A 2,887-nucleotide genomic window follows, 5' to 3' on the forward strand; every position below is an offset into this window, starting at 1 on the left:
TTTCCCTTTCGTACTCAGTCACCACCCAGCATCTGACGTCTGAGGTCCGACGTCTGACGTCTACAAAGGAATATTCCCGTGCTTCCGGGCCGGGTTCTTGTCGCGCTTGGTGTCGAGCATCTCCAGGGCGCGGATGAGGCGCGGGCGCGTCTCGCGCGGCCGGATGACCGCGTCCACGTAGCCGCGCTCCGCCGCCACGTAGGGATTGGCGAAGCGCTCGCGGAACTCCTCGATCTTGTCGCTGCGCATCTTGTCCTTGTCCTTGTCCGCGGCCTTGGCCAGGTCGCGCTTGTAGACGATGTCCACCGCCCCCTGCGGCCCCATCACCGCGATCTCCGCCGTGGGCCAGGCGTAGTTCACGTCGGCGCGGATGTGCTTCGACGCCATCACGCAATACGCCCCGCCGTAGGCCTTGCGCGTGATCACCGTGAGCTTGGGCACGGTGGCTTCGGCGAAGGCGTAGAGCAGCTTGGCCCCATGCGCGATGATCCCGCCGTGCTCCTGCTGCACTCCCGGCAGGAAGCCGGGCACGTCTTCGAAGGTGATGAGCCGGATGTTGAAGCAATCGCAGAAGCGCACGAAGCGCGCCCCCTTGATGGAAGAGGCGATGTCGAGCACCCCCGCCAGGTAGGCGGGCTGGTTGGCCACGATGCCCACCGGGCGCCCGTTCAGCCGGGCGAAGCCCACCACGATGTTCTTGGCGTAGTGCTCCTGCACCTCGAAGAAGTACCCGTCGTCCACCACCGCGTGGACCACGTCCTTGATGTCGTAGGGCTGGTTGGACTCCGCCGGCACCACCGTGTCCAGCGACTCGTCGGCGCGGTCGGCGGGATCGGTGGCGGGCTTGCGCGGCGGGTCCTCCAGGTTGTTGGAGGGCATGAAGCTGAGCAGCTCGCGGATCATGGAGAGGCACTCGGCGTCGTCGTGGGCGCGGAAGTGGGCCACCCCGGAGACCTCGTTGTGCGGCCCCGCCCCGCCCAACTGCTCCTTGGTGACCTCCTCGTGAGTGACCGCCTTGATCACGTCCGGCCCGGTGATGAACATGTACGAGGTCTTGTCCACCATGAGGATGAAGTCGGTGATCGCGGGCGAGTAGACGGCGCCGCCGGCGCACGGTCCCAGGATGGCGGAGATCTGCGGCACCACGCCGCTGGCCAGGGTGTTGCGCAGGAAGATGTCGGCGTAGCCGGCCAGCGACATCACCCCTTCCTGGATGCGCGCGCCGCCGGAATCGTTCAGGCCGATGACGGGCGCGCCCACGCGCATGGCCAGGTCCATGACCTTGCAGATCTTGGCGGCGTTGGCCTCCGACAGGGAGCCTCCGAAGACGGTGAAGTCCTGGGCGAAGACGAAGACCAGCCGGCCCTCGACGCGGCCGTAGCCGGTGACGAAGCCGTCGCCGTAGACCTTCTGCTCCTGCATGCCGAAGTCGGTGCAGCGGTGGGTGACCAGCTTGTCGGTCTCCTCGAAGGTGCCCTCGTCGAGCAGGAACTCGATGCGCTCCCGCGCCGACATCTTGCCTTCCTTGTGCTGGCGCTCGCGGCGCTCGGCCCCGCCGCCGGCCTCCGCCAGCCCGTCCCGCTTCTTCAGTTCTGCCAGCTTTTCCTCGAGTTTCATGCCGGGAATTATAGCCGCAGGCCCAGCCCGGCGCAGTGAGGAGGAGCAGGTTTCGAGGTTTCCAGGGAGGTCGCAGACACAAGGGGCGCGGCTTCAGCCGCGCCCCAGAATCATCCGATCACCCGACGCGGTCAGTGTCCGGTCACGTCCTGCCAGCGCCAGTGCTTGCCGTCCCAGAAGACCACCGAGGCCCCGCCGTCCTCGTTCTCCTCCAGGCCCACGGCCGCCAGCTTCCGTTCCTTCTTCTTCTTCCCCAGGATGACGTGGCTGGAGGCGATGTGGTCGAAGGGCAGGTTGATGAACACCCACTTGGCCTTGGGCTTCTCCGCCTTCCACCCTTCCGGCCCGCTTCCCAGGATGACCAGCACCAGGTTGTTGCGCCCCGGGTCGCCGCTGGAGAACTGCGCGGTGATGCGCGGGTTGCCGTAACCGTTGGAGGCAAAATAGGGGTCCACTACGGTGTAGTCGTAGTCGGCCGCGCCGATCAGCGGATCGTTGCAGCGCGCCACCACCACCAGGTCTTCCACCCCGTCGCCGTCCAGGTCGGTGACGAAGTGCGTCAACCAGGGCTCCACCACCGGGTGCAGGTACTGCACCTTGATGGGGGAACGCTCGGTGGCGATCTGGAAGCAGCCCCCGAACTGCTTGGCCACGATCTGGGTGACCTCCGGCGGGACTTGCGGCGCGGTGGCCGCCGCCGTCGCGGCCGGGGCTTCTTGGGCGCGCACCTGCGCGTTCATGGTTGGCAACATGCCTAGGACCATCACGGATACAGCCAGGAAGGAAATTCGCACTGCTCGCATGGCCCTACTCTAACTCCCTTTGCCCCGCCCGCAACCGCGCGTACCGGAAGTGACAACAGCAGCCCTTCGTGGTTAGCCGTTGGTCGTTGGCCTGGGGCCGTCGGCCTTCTGTCCTCGGTCGTCGGCCCGGGTGTTCCTGCTTGGCTGAATGCCGAGTGCTGGCTTACGTCTGAGGTCTGGCGTCTGATGTCTAGAGGTGGTACTTCTTCCTCTTCTCCAGCAGGGTCTTGCGGCTGATGCCCAGGATCTGGGCCGCGCGGCCCTTCTTGCCGCGGCAGTGGTCGAGCACCTCGGCGATGTAGCCGCGCTCCACTTCCTCCAGCGACATCCTGGCCTCGCCGCCGCGGACTGCCCCTTGCCGCACCTGGGCCGGCAGCTCCTCCGCCCGGATCTCCCCGCCCGCTCCGAAGACCACCGCGCGCTCCAGCAGGTTGCGGAGTTCGCGCACGTTGCCCGGCCAGGGGTAC

At 66.8% G+C, this 2,887-nt stretch carries 3 protein-coding genes; all 3 read right to left on the minus strand.

Annotated features, from left to right (window positions below):
• Window positions 1–60: 60 nt before the first annotated feature.
• The gene (locus tag VEG08_02300) at window positions 61–1,617 is read right to left on the minus strand and encodes an acyl-CoA carboxylase subunit beta (GenBank protein ID HXZ26809.1); all 1,557 of its coding nucleotides are present in this window, start codon (window positions 1,615–1,617) and stop codon (window positions 61–63) included.
• A 131-nt stretch (window positions 1,618–1,748) separates the two neighbouring features.
• Complete coding sequence (locus VEG08_02305) at window positions 1,749–2,369, minus strand: hypothetical protein (protein ID HXZ26810.1); 621 nt, start codon at window positions 2,367–2,369, stop codon at window positions 1,749–1,751.
• A 241-nt stretch (window positions 2,370–2,610) separates the two neighbouring features.
• Window positions 2,611–2,887, minus strand: a 277-nt coding sequence (locus VEG08_02310) for a helix-turn-helix domain-containing protein (GenBank protein ID HXZ26811.1), incomplete at its 5' end; no start/stop codon positions are given.

This window comes from Terriglobales bacterium (genome assembly GCA_035624475.1).
Taxonomy (GTDB): domain Bacteria; phylum Acidobacteriota; class Terriglobia; order Terriglobales; family Acidobacteriaceae; genus DASPRL01.